Genomic DNA, 20,496 nt, shown 5'->3' with positions numbered 1-20,496 from the left:
ATTGGCTAAGGATTTGAAAATAGCGCTGGTTGGGAATCCCAATACAGGCAAGTCTACTCTTTTTAACCTGCTGACAGGTTTAAATCAAAAGATCGGTAATTTTCCGGGTATCACCGTCGACAAGAAAGTGGGGCATTGTAAGTTTGCAGATGGCAAGGTTGCAGCAATCATTGACCTTCCAGGAACGTATAGCTTATATCCGAAGAGTAAGGATGAAAGTATCGTGTTCCAGGTATTGGCGGATAAAACCAATTCGAGTTATCCGGATGTAGTGGTTTTAGTGGCTGATGCGACTAATCTAAGAAGAAACTTATTGCTGTATTCTCAGGTTGCGGATCTAGAGGTACCGATGGTATTGGCGCTGAACATGACTGATATGGCCCAGAAGGAAGGAATTGACGTCAATGTCAATTTGCTTGCGGAAAGATTGGGTATACAGGTGGTGGCCATCTCGGCGAGAAGCAAAACTGGTTTAAAAGAATTAAAACAAGCGATAGAAAACACCACCAAAATTGCCACTCAGGCAAAAGGTGCAGATATATTAGCCTTAGCTCCGGAAGCAATTTCCGAGGCGAAAGCTAAATTAAAAACAGACAACGACTATTATGCGTTGCAGGTTTTACATCAGCATCAGCATTTAGACCTGTTCTCTGAAGAAGATCATGCGGGATTTGCAAAGATTAAAAGAGCTCATGCCTTTGAAACCTCAGAACTGCAGACTGCAGAAACCATTGCCCGTTACCGTCATTTAGGAACGGTACTTTCTGGTGTAATTCAGGATACCGGTGCGGCTAAGAAGTTTGCATTCAATGATAAAATAGATGCAGTACTGACCAACAAATTCTGGGGATTTCTGATTTTTATTGGGATTCTGTTCTTCATCTTTAACTCTATTTTCTCCTGGTCTGCATATCCGATGGAGATGATTGAGGCTGGGTTTATGAAGCTGACAGAACTCGGTCATGAGTATTTGCCGGATGGCATATTAACAAACCTATTACTTGATGGGGTCCTGGCAGGTCTGGGAGGCGTGATCGTCTTTATCCCGCAAATCGCGATTCTCTTTGCTTTCATCTCCATATTGGAGGATACCGGATACATGTCAAGGGTGACTTTTATGATGGATAAAATCATGAGGAAATTCGGACTCAGCGGTAAATCTGTTGTACCCATGATTGGTAGTCTGGCTTGTGCGGTACCTTCCATCATGAGTGCCAGAAATATCGAAAGCTGGAAAGATAGGATCATCACCATTATGGTGGCTCCTTTGGTGAGCTGCTCGGCAAGATTACCAGTGTATACCTTATTAATTGGCCTTGTTGTTCCGGAAAAGATGGTCTGGGGCTTCATTAACCTGCAAGGTTTAACCTTAATGGGGATGTACCTGATCAGTATCATAGCGGCAATATTGGTTGCTTTTGTGATGAAATTTATCATCAAAGCGAAAGAGAAATCTTACTTCATCATGGAGTTGCCGGTATATAGAATGCCACGCTGGAGTAACGTATTGTACACAATGTATGAGAAGTCTAAAACTTTCGTCTTCGAAGCGGGTAAGGTGATTATCGCGATCTCCATCATCTTATGGGTGATGGCCTCTTACGGTCCTTCGGATCGCTTTGCTGAAATTGACAAGAAATATGACGCCATAGAGGCTCAAAAAGATAGTGTACAGATTTCTACGCTGGAGAGAGATAAGTCGGCGGAGAAGCTGGAAAACTCTTATGCAGGTATATTAGGTCATGCGATAGAACCAGCGATCAAGCCATTAGGTTTCGATTGGAAGATTGGGATTGCTTTGATCACTTCATTTGCAGCGAGAGAAGCTTTTGTAGGTACCATGGCTACTATTTATAGTGTGGATGGTGGTGATGAAGCTGTAGGTACGATTCGTGATAAAATGAGAGCAGCTGTAAATCCGGATACGGGATTACCAGTCTTTACTTTTGCAACGGCATTTTCACTGATGCTGTTTTATGCCTTTGCCATGCAATGTATGAGTACGGTGGCAGTAGTATTCAGAGAGACGAAGTCCTGGAAATGGCCTGTAATTCAGCTGACCTATATGACCGCAATGGCCTATATCGCCAGTTTGATCGCCTATCAGCTTTTGAAGTAATTTACTTATCTTGGGGAGGTGAAAAAGGAGGAGATCTTAGCGCAGTACATGCCCCAGGCAGCTGCACCGATCATTGCGAAGTGGATAGATTATTTTCAATGTGAGTTTAAAATATCTAAAAACCGGGTGACGAAATTGGGTGATTACCGTCATCCCTATCAAGGGTTGGGGCATAAGATATCCGTGAATAACGACTTGAATCCCTATGCCTTTCTGGTGACTACCGTTCATGAATTTGCACATTTGCTCACTTGGAACGACCATAAGAATAAGGTAAAGCCGCATGGCGGAGAATGGAAGCACAATTTTAAGCGCATGATGACGCCCTTTATTGAGCAGAAAATCTTCCCTCAGGATGTAGAAATGGCGATTGTCAGCTACCTGCACAACCCTTCTGCAGCTAGCTGCACAGATTTAAAACTCTCGCGTGCGCTTAAAAAACATGATGTATTAAAGGATGCTTCCCGATTGGAAGAACTGCCTTTAGACGCAGTGTTTACCATCAAAGATGGCAGACAATTTAAAAAAGGGGAGAAGCTTAGGAAAAGATACCGCTGCCTTTGTCTGGACAACGGAAATGTCTATTTGTTTAATCCCTTAGCGGAAGTGATGCTGGCGCCAACAGGTACATAAACTGCTTCTTTATTGGCAATTTCCCATTTAAAATTCAACTTTTCATTCTTGAATATTGTAGGTTGACGTTGCAAGCTGTCAATTAGTGCATCAGGCGTTCTTACCATCACATTTGCAGTATAACCATTCTGGCCGCTGCCTTTCAGCTGTATAATACTTTCCTCAGGAATGTCTATAAATTGCTCAAAATACATCGAAAACTCTCCCTTTTGACCAATGGCATCTTCTAGTTTTTTGAGCTGTTGTGCCTCATCTTCTGCAGTTTGAACTGTACTTGTCGCGGATTTAACAGATAAAAATGGTTGTTTTTTCAAGGTTGCAGTGTTAGCCGCAGTACGCTGTTCCTTTTTAAAAGAAATGTTGTTCCTGAAAAAATTACGGGTTTCTGTTAGCCCATTATTGGCTTTAATGCTTTCCTGAACAAGGATCAAAGTGTCGTTTTTAAGAAAATATCTTTTGCTGCGGTTGCTGATCAGCTTATTGTCTTCGTTTTCCTCATATAATACCGGTTTCCCGTTCGCGCTGTACTTTTCTACATACATTGATTGTTCTCCCTGTTGAAAGATAAGGCTGCTTTGTCTCTCTAGACTGCTGAGGTTCGACTGAATAGAATCGGCATAACGAAGAATGGACGCATCGGTCATTGCTGCTGGAGAACTCTGATTGATCAGGTCTGCCTGGGGGTGTTTGGGCTGTTGATTACAACCGGATATGGCTAAGGTCAGAGGGAAGATAAATGATAGATAAGCGTGCTTCATAGTATTCCTTAAATAGTTCAGGAATTAAAATGCGATTATCGTGCCATAAGAAGCTTTGTGTCGTCGAAATATTTCTCAGATAAGTCATTAATTGATCTTTACTAGAAAATTAGCGCTTATTCTAGTAAAAAGATGTATACTGCTAACCTGGCATCTTTAGTTGTAAAACAGTTGGCGCTTTGAGTTTTTAAAAATAGGAGAGCTGTATACTTAGGAACCTTTATAAGAGGAATGACCGCTTAGTAAGCCAGCAGCTTATCAATCATATCGGGTAACCTGCTTTTCGCAAGGAAATCTTCTTCCAATACCCTATTCATTGGAATAGCCGTATCTGCACTGGCGCAACGCATTACTGGTGCATCCAGATTGCTAAAACAATGTTCGCCGATCCATGCCGCCAATTCTCCTCCGAATCCACTGCTTAAGGTATCTTCATGTAGGATCAATACCCTGCCGGTTTGCTTTACTGCTGCGGTTACTGCGTTTTTATCCCAGGGCTGCAAACTGCGTAAATCAACGAGTGTGATGCTTAAGTCTGGATGTTCTGCGATATAGGAGAGCGCCCAGTGTACACCAAGACCGTAGGTGATGATGCTCAATTGTGTCCCTTCCTGTAATACATTGGCTTTGCCGATTTCCAGGTTATACTCCCCTTGCGGAACTATTCCGGTTAAACTCCTGTACAGGTATTTATGTTCAAAAAATAACACTGGATTCGGATCATCAATGGCCGCCAGCAATAGTCCTTTGGCATCAGCAGGGAAGGCCGGATAGACGATTTTTAGTCCAGGTGTTTTTGTAAACCAGGCTTCATTACTTTGGGAGTGAAAAGGACCAGCTCCGGTTCCGGCGCCTGTAGGCATCCTGACTACCACATCTGCTTTTTCTCCCCATCTGTAATGGGTTTTAGCCAGGTTGTTTACAATTTGATTGAAACCGCAGGTCACGAAGTCGGCGAACTGCATTTCCACTACTGCTTTATAACCATTGATAGAAAGACCCAGTGCGGTGCCTACAATTGCGGATTCGCAGATGGGGGTATTTCGCACCCTTGCCTTTCCGAAAAGACCAACAAAGCCCTCTGTAATTTTAAAAGCACCCCCATATTCGGCAATATCCTGACCCATCAATACCAGGTTATCGTGTTTAGACATTCCAATTTTCAGGGCGTCGGTAATTGCGTCCAGGTAACGCATTTCTAATAAAGGAGTATCTTTTGCGGGGATGATAGATTCAAAAGGATAAGGAGCATACATATCTTCGAGTTCAGCCTCAGCATTTGCTGCTGGTTCTTCCTCCTGAAATGCCGCCTCTATTTCATACTCAATACCAGCTTTAAAATCTGCTTTAATTTCGGTGATCAGCGAGGTAGTCAGCACGTTTTCTGCTAATAGATAGCGTTCAAAGCTTGCTACCGGGTCTTTTTCCGCCCAGGCATCCATTAGTTCCTGTGGAACGTATTTTGTGCCTGAGGCTTCTTCATGACCCCTCATTCTGAAAGTTAAACACTCTACCAACACAGGTTTTGGGTCTTTACGGATTCTTGAGGCGATTTCAGCCAGTGTATCATAGACTTCCAACACGTTATTGCCATCGATTTGAAAACCTTCAATACCATAACCTGCTGCCCGATCTACCAGATTTTTACATTTATATTGTTCGCTGGTAGGAGTAGAAAGGCCGTATCCATTGTTTTCTATGAGAAAGATTACTGGAAGATTCCATACGGCGGCTACGTTGATGGCTTCGTGGAAATCACCTTCACTGGTGGCACCTTCCCCGGTAAATACAAGGGTCGATTTTTCCTGACCGTTGATCAGATCTGCGAGAGCAATGCCATCTGCAACGGCCATTTGAGGCCCCAGATGGGAAATCATGCCGATAATTCTATAGTCCTGAGTACCGAAATGGAAGGAGCGATCCCGACCTTTGGTAAAGCCGTTTAGTTTTCCCTGCCATTGTGCCATCAGTTTCTTCAAAGGGATATTACGTGCGGTAAATACCCCCAGGTTTCTGTGCATAGGGAGGATATACTCGGATTCCTCCATGGCCAGTGTACTGCCAATGGCAATGGCCTCCTGACCGATGCCGGAAAACCACTTGCCAATTCTGCCTTGACGTAATAGGATAAGCATTTTTTCCTCTACCATTCTTGGGTAGAGCAATTGCGTATATAAATTTAGTAATACCGCATCGTTCTTATCTTTTCTGTCGAACTGCATATTTTAAGGGTTTTTGTTTGCTTTCTTTTTTTCCTCATAAAGCTTTGCAAAAGATTTCGGTGCAACTTCCGGCATACTCCGGTATTTGCCCCAGGTCTTCTTGAAGAAAAACTTGAGGAAGAAGTTTTTCATTTTTCCACCCAGCATGTCCATTCTTGACCTTTTTTGCATGGTAGTAGTAAAGGCATTCCAACCGATTTCCTCTACTTTAGTATTTTGGTTGTCGGCTACTGCATCTCTTCTATTCAGCAATAACATCTTATGAACATCAATCTTTACTGGGCAAACCTCGGTACATTTGCCGCATAAACTGGAAGCATTGCTCAGGTGTTTGAACTCCTTCATGCCCTGTAAATGAGGGGTGATGATAGAGCCGATCGGGCCACTGTAAGTGGTATTATAAGTGTGTCCGCCAATATTTTTATACACCGGACAAGCGTTTAAACAAGCACCGCAACGGATGCAATATAAGGCCTGACGCTGTTCTTTTTGTGCCAGTAAATTGGTCCTGCCATTGTCGAGCAATACCACATACATCTCTTCCGGACCATCTGTTTCGTGCGCCTGTCTGGGGCCGCTCAATATCGTATTGTAAACGGTTAGGTTTTGTCCGGTTCCATGACTAGAAAGCAATGGCCAGAATAAATCCAGGTCGGCCATAGAAGGCACCACCTTTTCTATTCCTACAATAGCAATATGGATTTTAGGAAAAGTAGTACATAACCGCGCATTTCCCTCATTTTCTGTCAGGGCGATGCTGCCGGTATCGGCAATTAAGAAGTTTCCTCCGGAGATGCCGATGTCTGCTCTCAGGTATTTTTCCCTCAGCAATTCTCTGGCTTTTTGAGTCAGCTGCTGTGGTGTGGCATCTAGTGGTGTTCCAAATTTATCATGGAACAGCTTTGCAATTTCCTCTTTGCTGAGGTGCATTGCAGGGGTAACAATATGGTATGGAGCCTGGCCTAGCAGCTGAACAATATATTCGCCAAGGTCGCTCTCTAAGGATTCAATGTTGTTTTTCTCCAAGAAATCATTGAGGTGGATTTCTTCGGTGGTCATCGATTTAGACTTGATAACCGTTTTACCGCCACTTTTCCGGATGATGTTTAAGATCTCTCTCTGTGCCTCTTCTACATCATTTGCCCAGATTACTTTCCCGCCTCTACGTTGAAAATTGGTTTCAAATTCAGGAAGAAACTTATCCAGGTTCTCCATCACCCTCCATTTAATCACATGCGCTTTCTTCTTCGAGTTTTCTAAATTCTCGAACCTCGACACACCCCGCTCTACCGCAACATTATACTTGCCAATATTATGATTAATTGTCTTGCGATGCCCTAAATCAAAGGCTTTTTCATCGGCCTTAACCAAAAATTCATCAGATATCTTCATCGTCATCAAATATAAAAATAATTAGGCTTGAAATGGATTCCTGCCCTGAAATTACAATATAAGGAAAGGAAGAGGAGTATCGACGAAATATTTTCGTCGATTGGTCGAGAAGTTCGGGCGTTTCGTCGAGAGGTACACTGCTATGGTCTAAAGCACCGAAAATCGCTGAAACGTTTCTGATTTGGCGACGTCTTATCTACAAAACAACCTTAAAAAATTAAAACTTAAAAATTAAAAGATATGAAAACTGCCATCAAAACTCTAATCGCAACTTCTTTAACAGCTATCGTTTTAACTTCTTCAGCGTTCACAACGTTTGCAAAAGAGAAAGCACCACTCAGCACTGTTGCCGCTGCTGTAAAATTTAATAAAATAGTGGTGACTGGAAACGCAAATGTGGTATTAGTACAAGGAAATAGAGAAGACATCAATAGTTATGATGCCAACTCAGAAGAAGGTACAAGTGTAGTACAAAAAGGATACACTTTATACATCAACTCTACTGACAACAGCACGATCTATGTAAATGTAAAAGACCTGCAAAGAATTGATGCAGCAAACACTGCCACCGTTAGAACTCGTGGTAATTTTGACCTTGCTGTTCTTCAGATCTTCTTAAAAGATGACGCTAAAGCAAATGTAAATGCGAAAGTAGGCAGTCTTTATACTGACATCAGCGGTTATTCTGACCTGAAATTGAGTGGTTCTTCAAAAGAACATGCGCTGGTTAAAAATGATATTTCTAAATTGAACCTAAATGATTTTGTGATTGCTAAACTTTAATTAGCCATCACTCAATTTGACAGGTCAAATAAAGGATCAGGATCAACAGTACAAAATTCAAAGCTACTGATCAGTAGAAATGCTAAGATCTCCAAATAAACAAGCCCAGCTGGATGAAGTATCCAGTTTTAAACCCCGGTAGCCCGGGTAATGATATAGCCCAATACATAGTAAGCAAATGAGAACCGCTCTAAACCAAGGCGGTTTTTTTGTGCAAAAAAAATGCCCCTTAAACTTATGTTTAGGGGGCATCATTTGAATTCAGAACTGAGCTTTTAAAGCTCGATACTTATATATACCATTGTTTAGTTTTTTCTGGTGCCGTCTTCGTTCTTATCAACTTTTGGACGGTTAGCACGATTTGCCAGCTCCCAAGCCGTAAAGTAAACCAATCTTGCTCTTTTAGCTAACATTGGGAAATCAATCTTGCTGATTTCATCACCTGGCTGGTGGTAATCCTCATGGACTCCGTTGAAATAGAAAATTACAGGTATACCATGTTTCGCAAAGTTATAATGATCTGAGCGGTAATAGTAGCGATTTGGATCGGTTCTATTGTTGTAACGCTCGTCCAATTGAATATTTACATAATCTTTGTTCGCTTTTTTACCGATTTGATCTAACTCCGTACTCAACATATCAGAACCGATGATGTAGACAAAGTTATTGTCCTTTTCATGGTCTTTGTCACCTCTGCCGATCATATCGATATTCAGGTTCGTGATGGTGTTTTCTAAAGGAAAGATAGGATGTTCAGAGTACCATTCCGAACCTAAAAGTCCTTTTTCTTCACCGGTAACCGTCATAAACAAAATGCTTCTCTTCGGACCTTTACCCGCTTTTTTTGCATTGGCAAAAGCTTCTGCCAGCATCAATACACCAGTAGTTCCGGAACCATCATCATCAGCACCATTGTTGATTTTATCGTCGCCTTTCACTTCTGGAGTGACGCCGATATGGTCATAATGACCAGTCACCACCAATACCTCTTTTTTCAGTTTCGGATCAGAACCTTCCAGGAAGCCCAATACATTTTCCGCTCTTACTTTCGTCTCCACTCTCTTTGCAGAAGCAGAAATAGACACATTAATCTCTTGTGTAGCAGGTTTACCTGAATCTGCAATCTTCTTTTTTAGATCAGTGATGTTCGTTTTTGCAGCAGCAAGAATTTGATTAGCTACACCAGATCCGATATAGATCACCGGTGTTTCCTGAGGGGCATTCAATTTTTCAATCTCTTCCTTAGTTTTCATCACCATTCTAGGTGCAGTCAGGTAGCTTTTCAGGTTTTCCGGCATCACCTCCACAGTAGGGTCGATCACCAATACCGCAGCTGCATTTTTCTCCGTCAGGTATTTTACTTTGGCTGTCAGTACAGACCTGCTGTTTGCAGAACCTGCAGTCCCGTTTGGTTCTCCTGATTTGAAGATCATGACCACTTTTCCGGCAGCATCAGCACCTTCAAAATCATTGTAACCTTCTTTTGTCAGGCCATAACCAGCAAAAAGAACAGTAGGAGTGTTGAAGCCAAAGCCTGCTCCAGAAACTATTTGTGGAACGATATAAAAATCTTTTAAAGCTTCTGCAGGCTGACCATTCACCGTTAGGATCTGAGATAGTGAAATGTTCACCATGTCGATCGGCTGGAAATAATCTCCGTTTACCGGAGCTTTTAAGCCCAGGTTTTTGAAGAAATTCTTAATGTAATCAGCGGCCATCCAGCCACCTTTTGTACCGGTCTCTCTGCCTTCATAAGCATCAGATGCCAGTACAGAAAGGTGTTTATAAGCATTGTCTTTGCTGATCGTTTTACTAAACTTCACCGCATCTTTATTTTGAGCAGTGGCAGAGCAAGCCATCGTCAGGACGAAACTGGCGTACAATAAATGTTTTTTCATCTGGTTCTTTTTCTTAGTGCTTAACAAGAAATTTTGTTCACTCTGTTCTCATGTCTGCCACCTTCAAATGCAGTATTTAAAAAGGTGGTGGTCATTTCTTTTGCCAATTCTTCAGAAACAAATCGTGCTGGAATACACAATACATTGGCATTGTTATGTATCCTTGCCAGCGATGCAATTTCATTCAGCCAGCAAATGGCTGCACGGATATGCTGGTGTTTATTGGCAGTAATGGCGACACCATTTGCGCTGCCGCATACCAGAATTCCAAAAGTATATTCCTGACTTTCCACGGCCAATGCTACAGGGTGAGCAAAATCCGGGTAGTCAACAGATTGTGTAGAATGGGTCCCGAAATCTTTGACCTCATAGTCGCTAAGAAAAGACTTTAGCATTTCTTTGTATTCAAAACCGGCGTGGTCGGCGCCGATTGCAATTTTCATTTTTGGGGCTGTTGACATCTTCAAAAATATATAGTTTGGTTAGTTTTTTCTAATGGTAGACACACCGTAAAGTTCTTTGTTTTTCTTACGCTCGATGTTCGCAGAGATGAGGATACTCAATTCATATAGCAGGAACAATGGCGCTGCCACAATTAGCATCGTATATGGATCTGCGGTAGGTGTAACTACAGCTGCAATAATCAGGATTAAAACGGTAGAGTACCTTCTGCTGGAACGCATGAATGCAGGCGTCATTACTCCTAATTTCGACAGGATGTAAATGATCACCGGCAATTGGAAGATCACACCAGAACCAATGGTCAGGGTCATCACTGAAGATAAGTAAGAGTCAATTGTAAAAGTGTTTTCAATCTCCGGACTCACAGTAAAGTTGGTCAGGAAGTTGATAGATAGTGGACAGATCAGGTAATAACCAAACATAATCCCCAGGAAGAAAAGAAAAGACGCGAAGGCTACAAATCCACTGGCAGACTTTCTTTCATTGTCATGCAAAGCGGGTTTAACGAATAGCCAGATTTCAAATAGCAGGTAGGGGATGCCTAGAATAATCCCGACCATCACGCAGGAATTCAGCTGCAGGGTAAATTGTCCTGCCATTTCCGTGTTGATGATCTTCGCATCGATTTTTGTAATACAAAAATCTGAACCTATAGAGGGGAAACGCTCTACCAGTTTACACATCATTCTGTAAGTCCAGAAGTTAGGGTTTTTAGGCCCCATGATGATGGTATTAAAAATGAAGTCAGTAAAGTAAAAAGCTCCGGCTGTTAACACTAAAACGACTGCTAATGCGCGTAATAGGTGTTTGCGGAGGACGTCGATATGGTCAAAGAATGACATTTCTGCCTCTAAAGTTTTTCCTTTTTCTTTTATAGCACCAATAAGGTCCCTTTTCTTAGTATCACTCATGTACGTTATTTGTAAAACAAAAATACCATTCTATTTTGTTTAGAATGGTATTTACGTTTTAAATCTACTAAATAGTTTTTGTTAGCGGGAATTTGCTTTGTAACAAGTATAAATCCCGCCATTACTATGACTTATTTATTCCGAAAACTCGAAAGTTTCCATGAACTTAGTGGTAAAATTACCAGCTCTGAAGTTCGGGTCTTTCATTAGTTTTAAGTGGAATGGGATCGTCGTTTTAATACCTTCAATGACAAATTCACTTAGGGCACGCTCCATGGTACTGATGGCTTCTTCGCGGGTTTGAGCCACACAAATCAGTTTAGCAATCATTGAATCGTAGTTGGAAGGAATTTGGTAACCAGCATATACATGCGTATCTACCCTCACCCCATGACCACCTGGAGAGTGGAAGTTGGTGATTTTTCCAGGACAAGGTCTGAAGTTATTGAATGGATCTTCAGCATTGATCCTGCACTCGATCGCGTGCATATTTGGTAGATAATTTTTTCCTGAAATCGGTACACCAGACGCTACTTTAATCTGTTCTTTGATCAGATCGTAATTGATCACTTCTTCCGTTACCGGGTGTTCTACCTGGATACGGGTATTCATCTCCATGAAGTAGAAATTACGGTGTTTGTCAACCAGGAATTCAATGGTTCCTGCACCTTCATATTGTACCGCAATGGCACCTTTTATAGCTGCTTCACCCATTTTCTCACGAAGTTCTGGCGTCATGAATGGTGATGGGGCTTCTTCAACCAGCTTTTGATGGCGACGTTGAATTGAACAATCACGTTCCGACAAGTGACAGGCCTTACCATATTGATCTCCGATGATCTGGATTTCAATGTGACGAGGATCTTCGATATATTTCTCTAAGTAAAGACCATCATTTCCAAAGGCTGCACCTGACTCTTGTCTGGCGCTATCCCATGCATTTTCAAAATCTTCATCTTTCCAAACTACACGCATTCCACGGCCACCACCACCGGCAGTTGCTTTAAGAATAACCGGGTAGCCCATTTCATTGGCCATCGCAATACCATCTTTGAAATTTTCAAGCAATCCCTGCGATCCTGGAATAGTAGGAACACCAGCTTTTTTCATCGTTTCTTTTGCCGAAGCTTTATCACCCATTGAGTTGATCTGCTCCGGTGTAGCACCGATAAATTTAATTCCATAATCACGGCAAACTGAAGAAAACTTCGCGTTCTCAGAAAGGAAACCGTAACCTGGGTGAATGGCATCTGCATTTGTTAATTCTGCAGCTGAAATGATATTCGGGATGCTCAGGTAAGAATCCTTACTTGGTGGCGGCCCTATACAAACAGCTTCATCGGCAAAACGTACATGTAAACTTTCTCTGTCTGCAGTAGAGTAAACAGCTACGGTTTTGATGCCCATTTCTTTACAGGTGCGGATGATACGCAAAGCGATCTCGCCCCTGTTGGCAATTAGTATCTTTTTAAACATATATTTTTTCTTTTCCCCCCCGAATTAGTTCAGGGCATATTAAGCAATGAGCTGTTGATCCTTCAATTCAGAAAATTGAGTTTTCAACAAAACGAATTACATAGGTTCAACTAAAAATAACGGTTGGTCATATTCTACTGGAGAAGCATTCTCTACTAAAACCTTCACGATTCTACCAGAAACTTCACTTTCGATTTCATTGAACAATTTCATAGCTTCGATAATACAGATCACTTTACCTACTGGGAATTCATCACCTACATTTACGAAAGATGGTTTATCCGGGCTAGATGAACGGTAGAAAGTTCCGATCATTGGTGATTTAATCGTGATGTATTTTGAATCATCTTCTACAGCAACAGGTGCTTTTGTTTCTGTTGGGGTAGTTGGTTGAGGTGCTGCCGCTGCCGGAGCTACTGCTGGAGCAATCTGTGCTGGTACCGTTGCCTGAACATAGGTAGGAGCCTGATTGGTTTTAATTGTTATTTTGAAATCTTCCTGCTCAATAGCGACTTCATTTACGCCCGAACGAGAAACAAATTTAATAAGTTCCTGAATTTGTTTGATATCCATTTTTTGGTGTTTTTTAGAGAAAACAGTATGTCTTAACAATTATCTAAGTTAAGATTAATTATTTTATAAAATTAATAAGCCCACTTTAAGTACACAGAACCCCAGGTGAAACCACCTCCAAATGCTGCTAGGATGATGTTATCGCCTTTTTTCAATTGGCTTTCCCATTCCCATAAACATAGTGGAATTGTTCCATTAGTAGTATTTCCGTAACGTTGAATGTTGATCATTACCTTTTCTGTGCCCAAGCCCATTCTTGATGCCGTGGCATCGATGATTCTTTTATTGGCTTGATGTGGAACCAACCAGGTCACATCATCAGAAGTCAGGTTATTGCGTTCCATGATTTCGGCCGCAACATCTGCCATATTAGTGACTGCAAATTTGAATACTGCCTGGCCTTCCTGATGCACAACGTGCTCATTATTGTCCACAGTTTCATGGCTTGCCGGTCTGGCAGAGCCGCCAGCTTTTTGGTGTAAGAATTGACGACCAGCACCATCACTTTTCAGTATGGAGTCCTGGATACCCATTCCTTCCTCATTTGGCTCTAAAAGAACTGCACCGCAGCCATCACCGAAGATGATGCAGGTGGTACGGTCCTGGTAATTGATGATAGAAGACATTTTGTCGCCGCCAACCACCAATACTTTTTTATGTTTACCGGATTCGATGAACTGAGCCCCAGTAGACAAACCGAAGATGAATCCTGAACAAGCTGCCTGCAGATCATATCCCCAGGCATTCTTTGCGCCGATTTTATCAGCAAGGATGTTGGCCGAAGCAGGGAAAGGCATGTCAGGAGTGGTCGTGCAAAAGATGATCAATTCGATCTCTTCCGCAGTAATCCCACGTTTTTTAAGCAAACCATTCACCGCATGAACTGCCATGTCTGAAGTGCCTAAACCTTCACCTTTCAATATTCTCCGCTCTTTGATACCAGTCCTGGATAAAATCCATTCATCCGTAGTTTCTACAATGGATTCTAGCTCTTTATTAGTTAGTACGTAATCCGGTACGTAACCATTAACAGCCGTAATCGCAGCGTGAATTTTATTCATTTTCAATGTTCTTATTTAAATGCAGCTTGAATTTTACCTACCAAGCCAGTAGTAATCATGTCTCTTGACTGAAGAATCATGTTCTTAACAGCTGTCGGACTTGAAATGCCATGACCTATGACCACAGGGGCATTGACACCTAGAACCGGGCTTCCGCCATAGTTTTCGTAGTTAAAGCGGTCAAAGAAATCATCCTTTAAACCTCTTTTTAGAGTCAATACATAAAATGACTCTGCCAGTTTCAGCATCACATTTCCTGTAAATCCATCGCATACAATTACGTCAGCCTTATCGTTGAATAAGTCCCTTCCTTCTACATTACCCACAAACTTGAATAGATTGGTATCTCTCATTAAAGGGAAAGTCGCCAAACTAAGCATATTGCCTTTTTCGTCTTCTTCACCAATATTCAATAACGCAACCTTAGGCTGTTCAGTACCAAACATGCACTCGGCATACAAACTACCTAAAGCACCAAATTGAAGCAAGGTATCAGGCTTACAGTCGGCATTTGCGCCAACATCAAGCATTAAACCTAAGCCTCCACTGAGTTTTGGAAGAATTGTAAGGATACATGGCCTGATGATTCCCGGAATAGTTTTAACACTAAACACGGCACCAACAAGCATTGCACCAGAGTTACCGGCGCTGGCAAAAGCATCGATTTTACCTTCTTTAAGTAAGGAAAAGCCGACAGCAATGCTGGAATTAGGCTTTTGAACAATAGCCTTAGTGGGATGTTCGCCCATACCAATCACTTCTTCGGTATGAACATATTCAAAGTGATCCGGATTGAATCCGTTTTCAGTGAGAAGGGGCTTAATCTGCTGTGTATCTCCGATCAACACTATGTGCTCCCCGGGAGATAACAATTGATGGGCAGCTATTGCTCCTAAAACGTTTGCTTTAGGAGCATAGTCTCCGCCCATTATATCGAGACCTATTTTCATAGTAAAAAATCAGTTTGTGTTTAGAAGGCAAAATTGCCTTAGTTTTCCGTCGCTAAAGGTAAACTTTCAGCGACTTAAAACACAAACTATTTTTCAAGAAAATTAACCTATTGAAGTGTTTTCAATAACCAATTTACCGTTGTAGTATAGGTTACCATCAACGTTGTATGCATGGTGAGGTACGTGAATTGCACCAGTGGTTTGACAAGTAGCCAAAGAAGGAGCTACCGCTTTATAGTGAGTTCTTCTTTTATCTCTTCTACTCTTAGAAATCTTGCGTTTTGGATGTGCCATTGCTGATTTGTTTAATTATTATTTTAATTTTTTTAATGCTGCCCAACGCGGGTCATCATCGTTATTTTCTTCTTGTTGTTGTTCTTGTGTATCAATTGAAAAACTTTCCAGTCTCGCAATCATTTCCTGGTCGCATTTCTGGCCACTGCCATCCTGCTCACAGGCTTTAATATAGGGTACTGATACATTGATGAGTTCATAAATTGATGGAGCTACATCGAGCTCACTCTCTTTTCTATTCAGGACAATGATTTCTAAATCATCACTTTCCAGCTCATCTTCAGCAAATTTCACAATCTGCCTTTCTTGTATACTTATTGGTGCATTAAATTCCGACAAACATTTGTCGCAATCCAATACGATCGTTCCTTTGATGTCGAACTGCAAAAGTAACATTGTTTCCTGTTTATCCAGTTCAATGCCAACTTTTAAGTTTCCTTTTTTTACTAAAGAGTATTCAAAGGCATCAAAAAAGCTGTTATCAACCTCAAATTCAAACTGATGCTTGCCGATTTTAAGGCCGGTAAATGGGATTGAAAATTGTTTTAATGGTTTCAATTGTAACAAAATTTTAGCCCGCAAATGTAGGGATTATTTTATAGAATTAAAATGTTTTTTCATTCTAATTTGCGTCGTCTTTTATATCCGATGCAGTTTCTATAATTTTTCCACCACTTCTCAGCTGGTTTTTCAATAATTCTTCCTGCTCTCTTCTGTTTCTCAGGATGTGAGTTGCTGCAAATAAGGCTTCTATAAATGAACTCGGATCTGCCAGGTTCTTTCCTGCAATGTCGTATCCTGTGCCATGATCGGGTGAGGTACGCACGATTTTCAGGCCTGCAGAATAGTTCACCCCAGTGCCAAAAGCGATGGTTTTAAAAGGGATCAAACCCTGGTCATGATACATCGCTAACACGGCATCAAATTGCTTGTAACTCCCTTTTCCAAAAAAGCCATCTGCCGGGTATGGACCAAAACAAATCACCCCTTTATCAAATGCCTGCTGGATCGCCGGCATGATTATGTCTGCCTCTTCAGTACCCAATAAACCGTTGTCGCCAGCATGAGGATTTAATCCCAGCACCGCAATTTTCGGTTTTTCAATCCAGAAATCTTTCTTTAAAGTCTCATTCATCATGGTCAGTTTCTTCACAATCTTTTCAATTGTGATACTTTTTGGAACTGCTGTGATGGGAATGTGACCGGTCACCACACCTACCTTAATGTCTTCACTCACCAAAAGCATCAATACGTCGCTACTTCCACTGCGTTCCATCAAATATTCGGTATGTCCCGGGAATTTAAAGGTATCTGATTGTATATTATGTTTGTTGATCGGGGCGGTTACCAAGGCATCAATTTCCCCTTTGATCAGGTCTTCTGTCGCTTTCTCTAAAGAAAGTAAGGCATATTTACCACCAATTTCATTGGCTACACCCAGGTCGATTTTCACATCTTCCTCCCAGCAATTGATCATATTCGCCTTCTTAGGATTAGCCAATGCAGCCTCTGTAATCACATTGAAGTTGAAATCACTCAGCCCTAAAGCTTTGCGATGGTAGGAAGCAACCTTGGTATGTCCATAAACGATAGGGGTACAGTAATCCAGGATCGCGCTCTCGGCTAAAGTCTTCAGGATGACCTCCAGACCTATGCCGTTCAGATCTCCTATGCTGATTCCAATTTTAATCTTATTGCTCATACTTCAAAAAAATTTAGCGCAAATTACAGAATTCATTTTAAAATGGTCGGTTTTTCTGGCGCTTGTATTTTCGCCTTTATCGAAATGGAAGCACATCTCTAAAACGATGGGAAAATGATATCCTTATTTTTGAGGCTTTAAAGGCTGTTTTAGTGTTTTGTTGCTCTGATACTCGCAAAACTTTGCTTATTTTGCGGCTTTTAGAAGGAGAATATATGAGTTTGGTAAGGGCAAAAAAACATTTAGGACAGCATTTTTTGACAGATAAAAAGATTGCCGCAAAAATCGTAAACGGTCTGGTACATACCGATCAGTACAAACAAGTACTGGAAGTAGGACCAGGAATGGGGATCCTTTCGGACCTGCTGCTGGAAAGAGCAGATCTGGAAACTTTCATGATCGACATCGATGTGGAATCTTACCATTTCCTGAAACAGAAATATCCGCAGTTAGGAGATCGCTTAATCAATGGCGACTTTTTAGCCTTGGATCTTTCCTCGATCTTCAAAGAAAAATATGCCATCATCGGTAACTTCCCATACAATATCTCTTCTCAGATTCTTTTCAAAATATTGGAAAATAGGGGCCAGGTGGTTGAAATGGTAGGGATGTTCCAGAAAGAAGTTGCAGAACGCTGTGCTTCTAAAGAAGGCACGAAAGACTATGGAATTTTAAGCGTCCTGATTCAGGCGTATTATCATATAGAATACCTATTTACCGTAAAACCAGGAACATTTAACCCACCACCGAAAGTAAATTCAGGGGTGATCAGGTTGAGTCGCAATGAGGTGGAAACACTTCCATGCGATGAAAAGCTATTCTGGCGTACCGTAAAAGCAGGTTTCAACCAGCGTAGAAAAACTTTGAGAAATGCACTTTCAGGTGTAGTGCCAAAAGAGAAAATGGACGATCATATATTCTTCGACAAGCGTGCTGAACAATTGAGTGTTGTTCAGTTTATTGAACTGACACAGCATTTAACACAGCTTTCACAGTAAATAATAATTGATCAATAGCAATATGAGTAAAGGAAGAATTTTAATTGTGGATGAGTTACATCCTGTTTTTAAGGAACGTGCCATCGCTATGGGTTATGAGGTAGATGACCTGCCATTGTACACCCGTGAGCAAACACTAGCCGCAATTTCCAACTATCAGGGGATCGCTGTGAGAACAAAATTCAGAATTGATCAGGAGCTGATGGCCGCTGCACCTTCGCTGAAATTTATCGCCCGGGCAGGTGCCGGTTTAGACAATATTGATGTGGATTACGCGAGGAGTCGAAACATTCAGTTGCTAAACGCCCCAGAAGGCAATATGGACGCGGTAGGAGAGCATGCAGTAGGGATGTTGTTGTCGCTGATGAACAATTTCCGTAACGCGGATCATGAGGTGCGTAATGGCACCTGGGACAGAGAAGGAAACCGCGGTTATGAACTAAAAGGTAAAACAGTAGGCATCATTGGTTACGGATTTATGGGCAAAAGCTTTGCGAAAAAGCTGTCAGGATTTGAAGTCAACGTGATTGCTTATGATAAATATAAAACGGGTTTCAGTGATGCTTACGCCAAAGAAGTGAGTATGGAGGAGATCGTAAAACATAGCGATGCACTGAGTTTACACATCCCATTAACTTCGGAAACCCGTCAGATGGTGAATGAGGAGTACTTCTTCCATTTCCGTAAGCCTATTTTCTTTATCAATACGGCCAGAGGTGAAATTGTCCAAACCCAAGCTGTATTACAGGCTATTCAGATGGGTAAAATCTTAGCTGCTGGTTTAGACGTACTGGAAGTGGAGAAATTTCCGGCATTGCAGCAAAGCCCTTGGTTTAATGACCTAAAATCCTCCGGGAAATTGATCCTGACGCCGCATGTAGGGGGCTGGACCTTTGAATCTTACCGTAAAATTTCAGAAGTTTTGTCCGATAAGCTGATTGCTGTCATTTAAACATACATTTTTGATAAACTGCCCAAAATCAAATTAAATAATTTGTTTTTGTGGTAATACCCCATTATCTTCGTTTTTATTGAAGCAAGACTATGTAGGCATAACAGCCCATATAGTCTTGTTTGTTTTTATAGTACTACATAAAATAAATTGAGCTATGACAGAGGTTACCTATTATACCCAAGATGGTTTAGACAGACTAAAGGAAGAATTACATCATATGAAAACTACCGGAAGGCAACAAATCTCTAAGGCAATTGCCGAAGCTAGAGACAAGGGCGACCTTTCCGAGAACGCGGAGTATGATGCAGCGAAGGAAGCACAGGGTTTGCATGAAGCTAAAATAGCAAAATTGGCCACTACGCTTTCTACCGCCAGATTAATTGATGAATCAAAGTTGGATACTTCTAAAGTATTGGCCTTATCTATAGTAAAGATCAAAAATGTAAAGAATGGTTCTACCATGTCTTACCAATTGGTTGCAGAAAGTGAAGCAGATCTTAAAACTGGAAAAATTTCCGTTAAATCGCCGATTGCCAAAGGTTTATTAGGTAAATCAGTAGGTGATACGATTGAAATTCAGGTTCCTGCAGGAATGATCGAATTTGAAATATTAGAGATAACCCGATAACCTTTTTAAATTACCCATTCGATGGCAAGTATATTTTCAAAAATAGTAGATGGTGAGATCCCTGCACATATCGTAGCGGAGACTACCGAATTTCTGGCTTTCTTAGATGTTAATCCACTAACTATGGGCCATGTCCTGGTGATTCCTAAAAAGGAAATTGACTACATCTTTGATATGGAAGAAGAAAGCTATGTTGGACTAACCATGTTTGCCAAAATTGTGGCTACCGGGTTAAAGGAGGCATTCCCATGCAAAAAAGTAGGCGTAGCCGTCATCGGCCTGGAAGTACCGCATGTACACATCCATCTGATCCCTATGAATGCAGTGAATGATATGAATTTTAGTAAGGAAAAATTGAAACCTTCGCAGGAAGAACTGGCAGAAGCCGCATTAAGAATCAAAGTAGCGTTGAATGAAACGACCGCTTAATAGATAAAAAGAAAGGGTATTGACCCGAAATAAAAAAGGGGCGTCTGTATAGGTGCCCCTTTTTTATTAAATCAGAATTAACCAATGGTTAAAGGTGTTTGCGTTCGTGCACACAGCTATTGAAACCCTGTTGTTTTGTTGCTTTCGTTTTGCTTTTCTGTTGCCTGAGCAATACCTAAAAAAGAGAAAAGCAAAACAATAGCAAAGAGGCTGCTGAAATGAAGGGTGCCCAAGAATTTTGGGCACCCGATT

20 protein-coding genes are annotated in these 20,496 nt (G+C 41.4%); 7 read left to right on the top strand and 13 right to left on the bottom strand.

The genetic code is table 11. The features are described from left to right. Positions 1 to 13: 13 nt before the first annotated feature. Together feoB and H9X96_RS10045 are read left to right on the top strand one after the other, a co-directional pair. The gene (gene feoB, locus H9X96_RS10050; protein WP_255431074.1) at positions 14 to 2,119 is read left to right on the top strand and encodes a ferrous iron transport protein B; all 2,106 of its coding nucleotides are present in this window, start codon (positions 14 to 16) and stop codon (positions 2,117 to 2,119) included. Positions 2,120 to 2,137: 18 nt separating this feature from the next. Then, positions 2,138 to 2,752: a sprT domain-containing protein gene (locus H9X96_RS10045; protein ID WP_370576730.1), complete on the top strand. Its 615-nt coding sequence runs from the start codon at positions 2,138 to 2,140 to the stop codon at positions 2,750 to 2,752. Here the strand turns inward: H9X96_RS10045 and H9X96_RS10040 are convergent. The 3 genes from H9X96_RS10040 to H9X96_RS10030 form a co-directional block, all read right to left on the bottom strand. Further along, the gene (locus H9X96_RS10040; protein ID WP_187666146.1) at positions 2,701 to 3,510 is read right to left on the bottom strand and encodes a hypothetical protein; all 810 of its coding nucleotides are present in this window, start codon (positions 3,508 to 3,510) and stop codon (positions 2,701 to 2,703) included. The two genes, H9X96_RS10045 and H9X96_RS10040, sit on opposite strands and share 52 nt — an antisense overlap. A 239-nt stretch (positions 3,511 to 3,749) precedes the next feature. Then, complete coding sequence (locus H9X96_RS10035; RefSeq protein WP_187666145.1) at positions 3,750 to 5,732, bottom strand: thiamine pyrophosphate-dependent enzyme; 1,983 nt, start codon at positions 5,730 to 5,732, stop codon at positions 3,750 to 3,752. A 3-nt stretch (positions 5,733 to 5,735) separates the two neighbouring features. Beyond that, positions 5,736 to 7,130, bottom strand: coding sequence for a LutB/LldF family L-lactate oxidation iron-sulfur protein (locus H9X96_RS10030; protein ID WP_187666144.1), 1,395 nt, complete (start codon positions 7,128 to 7,130; stop codon positions 5,736 to 5,738). A gap of 234 nt (positions 7,131 to 7,364) precedes the next feature. Between H9X96_RS10030 and H9X96_RS10025 the strand changes: the two genes are divergently transcribed. Next, the gene (locus H9X96_RS10025) at positions 7,365 to 7,907 is read left to right on the top strand and encodes a GIN domain-containing protein (RefSeq protein ID WP_187666143.1); all 543 of its coding nucleotides are present in this window, start codon (positions 7,365 to 7,367) and stop codon (positions 7,905 to 7,907) included. Between the two features lie 305 nt (positions 7,908 to 8,212). Here the strand turns inward: H9X96_RS10025 and H9X96_RS10020 are convergent, their stop codons facing one another. The 10 genes from H9X96_RS10020 to pdxA form a co-directional block, all read right to left on the bottom strand. Beyond that, complete coding sequence (locus tag H9X96_RS10020; RefSeq protein WP_187666142.1) at positions 8,213 to 9,805, bottom strand: M28 family peptidase; 1,593 nt, start codon at positions 9,803 to 9,805, stop codon at positions 8,213 to 8,215. A gap of 20 nt (positions 9,806 to 9,825) precedes the next feature. After that, a complete protein-coding gene (gene rpiB, locus H9X96_RS10015) occupies positions 9,826 to 10,248 on the bottom strand; it encodes a ribose 5-phosphate isomerase B (RefSeq protein ID WP_222943872.1) in 423 nt (140 codons plus the stop codon). Positions 10,249 to 10,287: 39 nt separating this feature from the next. Further along, positions 10,288 to 11,178, bottom strand: coding sequence for a twin-arginine translocase subunit TatC (gene tatC, locus H9X96_RS10010; RefSeq protein ID WP_187666140.1), 891 nt, complete (start codon positions 11,176 to 11,178; stop codon positions 10,288 to 10,290). Between the two features lie 135 nt (positions 11,179 to 11,313). Then, entirely contained in the window at positions 11,314 to 12,654 is a 1,341-nt protein-coding gene (gene accC / locus H9X96_RS10005; RefSeq protein ID WP_187666139.1) for an acetyl-CoA carboxylase biotin carboxylase subunit, read from the bottom strand. Between the two features lie 96 nt (positions 12,655 to 12,750). After that, positions 12,751 to 13,227: an acetyl-CoA carboxylase biotin carboxyl carrier protein gene (gene accB / locus H9X96_RS10000; RefSeq protein WP_062546719.1), complete on the bottom strand. Its 477-nt coding sequence runs from the start codon at positions 13,225 to 13,227 to the stop codon at positions 12,751 to 12,753. A 71-nt stretch (positions 13,228 to 13,298) separates the two neighbouring features. After that, positions 13,299 to 14,288, bottom strand: a complete 990-nt coding sequence (locus H9X96_RS09995; RefSeq protein ID WP_062546720.1) for a beta-ketoacyl-ACP synthase III — start codon at positions 14,286 to 14,288, stop codon at positions 13,299 to 13,301. Between the two features lie 11 nt (positions 14,289 to 14,299). Continuing rightward, the gene (gene plsX, locus H9X96_RS09990) at positions 14,300 to 15,238 is read right to left on the bottom strand and encodes a phosphate acyltransferase PlsX (RefSeq protein WP_187666138.1); all 939 of its coding nucleotides are present in this window, start codon (positions 15,236 to 15,238) and stop codon (positions 14,300 to 14,302) included. Between the two features lie 102 nt (positions 15,239 to 15,340). After that, positions 15,341 to 15,532 (bottom strand): 50S ribosomal protein L32, encoded by a 192-nt coding sequence (gene rpmF / locus H9X96_RS09985; RefSeq protein ID WP_073238280.1) that lies wholly within the window; start codon positions 15,530 to 15,532, stop codon positions 15,341 to 15,343. 18 nt (positions 15,533 to 15,550) lie between these two features. Beyond that, positions 15,551 to 16,090 (bottom strand): DUF177 domain-containing protein, encoded by a 540-nt coding sequence (locus tag H9X96_RS09980; RefSeq protein WP_187666137.1) that lies wholly within the window; start codon positions 16,088 to 16,090, stop codon positions 15,551 to 15,553. Between the two features lie 64 nt (positions 16,091 to 16,154). Continuing rightward, a complete protein-coding gene (pdxA, locus tag H9X96_RS09975; protein ID WP_187666136.1) occupies positions 16,155 to 17,234 on the bottom strand; it encodes a 4-hydroxythreonine-4-phosphate dehydrogenase PdxA in 1,080 nt (359 codons plus the stop codon). Positions 17,235 to 17,449: 215 nt separating this feature from the next. Between pdxA and rsmA the strand changes: the two genes are divergently transcribed. The 4 genes from rsmA (at position 17,450) to H9X96_RS09955 (ending at position 20,244) form a co-directional block, all read left to right on the top strand. Further along, positions 17,450 to 18,232 (top strand): 16S rRNA (adenine(1518)-N(6)/adenine(1519)-N(6))-dimethyltransferase RsmA, encoded by a 783-nt coding sequence (gene rsmA / locus H9X96_RS09970; protein ID WP_187666135.1) that lies wholly within the window; start codon positions 17,450 to 17,452, stop codon positions 18,230 to 18,232. A gap of 22 nt (positions 18,233 to 18,254) precedes the next feature. Further along, a complete protein-coding gene (locus H9X96_RS09965) occupies positions 18,255 to 19,184 on the top strand; it encodes a 2-hydroxyacid dehydrogenase (RefSeq protein WP_187666134.1) in 930 nt (309 codons plus the stop codon). 157 nt (positions 19,185 to 19,341) lie between these two features. Next, on the top strand, positions 19,342 to 19,815 hold the full coding sequence (gene greA / locus H9X96_RS09960; RefSeq protein ID WP_187666133.1) for a transcription elongation factor GreA: 474 nt from the start codon (positions 19,342 to 19,344) through the stop codon (positions 19,813 to 19,815). A gap of 21 nt (positions 19,816 to 19,836) precedes the next feature. Beyond that, a complete protein-coding gene (locus H9X96_RS09955; RefSeq protein WP_187666132.1) occupies positions 19,837 to 20,244 on the top strand; it encodes an HIT family protein in 408 nt (135 codons plus the stop codon). Positions 20,245 to 20,496 lie beyond the last annotated feature (252 nt).

The organism is Pedobacter sp. N36a (assembly GCF_014472395.1).
Lineage (GTDB): Bacteria > Bacteroidota > Bacteroidia > Sphingobacteriales > Sphingobacteriaceae > Pedobacter.
The sequence above is the reverse complement of the archived record's forward strand: the minus strand, read 5'-3'. Positions and strand labels throughout refer to the sequence as shown.